Annotated in this window: 2 protein-coding genes; both read left to right on the forward strand. The window is 31.3% G+C overall.

Features of this window, described 5'->3' with window-relative positions:
• Window positions 1-175: 175 nt before the first annotated feature.
• A complete protein-coding gene (locus B2145_RS11625) occupies window positions 176-649 on the forward strand; it encodes a Dps family protein (protein WP_291102385.1) in 474 nt (157 codons plus the stop codon).
• Window positions 650-857: 208 nt separating this feature from the next.
• A complete protein-coding gene (locus tag B2145_RS11630) occupies window positions 858-1,406 on the forward strand; it encodes an NADPH-dependent FMN reductase (protein WP_291102387.1) in 549 nt (182 codons plus the stop codon).
• Window positions 1,407-1,541: the final 135 nt, after the last annotated feature.

Raw genomic sequence — 1,541 nt, forward strand, 5'->3', positions numbered from 1 at the left:
TTCTGAAAAGAATAGTTAAAAGTATTGAAAAAAATAATCAATGTTGTTTAGTCAAGAGAAGAAGATCCTCACCACAATTTAATTTGTTGGTACTAACAAATGACATTGATGATTTTTTTTTAAATACCCTAAATAAAACCAAAGCATTGAAAATTAACAAATTAAACAAAACAGTATGATACCTAAAATTGGAATTACCGAAAATCATTTACAAAAAGGCAACAGTTTACTCTCCGTTATTTTATCTGATGAAATGACACTTTACATCAAAACAAGAAAATTTCATTGGAACGTAGCCGGCGAAAGTTTTATGGAATTGCATAAATTATTCGAAAATCAATACTCCGAATTAGAAGGAATTATTGATACTGTAGCGGAACGTATCAATAAATTAGGAGGCAAAACAATTGGAACAATGAACGAATTCATGCAACTTTCTCGAATTGTTGAACATCCTAACAAATATCCTGTTCAAAAAGAGATGATTTCTGAATTACTTTCAGATCACGAAACCCTAATATCCGAATTGCGAAAAGATATAGATATATGTGCCGATGAAAATCACGATGCTGGAACGGCGGATTTACTTACCGGAATTTTGCAACAACATGAAACCATTGCCTGGATTTTAAGGAGATATTTGAGCTAATATGACTAAATCCGTTACTAATATCAATTAATTATTTCAGCCACGAATTACCACGAATTGTGATTTTAATTTTTAAAAAATTTGTGAAAAATTTGTGAAAATTCGTGTAATTCGTGGCAAAATTTTTAAAGCGTTTGAGTCCTCAAAATTTAGTCCGCTTAGCGGACAGTCATATAAACTAATACCATAAATATTTAAAACTGTAGCTATGCATCATATTTCAATTATTTCTTCAAGTATTAGAACTGGGCGCAAAAGTCATAGAGTTGCTTTATATTTTGAAAAATATTTAAGAGAAAACAACTTGGCTACATCCGAAATTTTGGATTTAAAAAGCTACAATTTCCCTGTTTTTGAGGAACGTTTAAAATTTCAAAAAGAGACTTTGCCACAAGCAGTTGAGTTTGCCAATAAAATAAAATCATCCAGCGGAGTAATCATCATTACCCCGGAGTATAACGGAAGTTTTCCGGCAAGTTTAAAAAACGCAATTGATCTTTTGTATGATGAATGGTTTCATAAACCTATTGCAATATCAACTGTTTCAGCGGGAGTTTTCGGAGGTTCACAAGTCTTAATTTCTTTGCAATTCGTTCTTTGGAAAATTATGGCTTTGACAGTTCCAGCTACATTTCCAGTTTCTAAAATTGAAGATTCATTTGACGAATTGGGAAATCCAAAAAACAAGGTAGAATCAGATAAACTTGCTGCAGTTTTTATTACCGAATTACTTCGGTGTATAAAAGCAGAATTATAAGCATCATTTCACAAACAAATAGTTAAAATTGGTTTTTCGTTAGAGGCTGTCTTTTTGGGACAGCCTCTTTTTTTTTCACAAATATGGATATGGAATTTAATTAAGAAGTTCACTAATACCGCTAGTTATTTCAAA

Source organism: Flavobacterium sp. UBA5153, from assembly GCA_002413745.1.
Lineage (GTDB): Bacteria > Bacteroidota > Bacteroidia > Flavobacteriales > Flavobacteriaceae > Flavobacterium.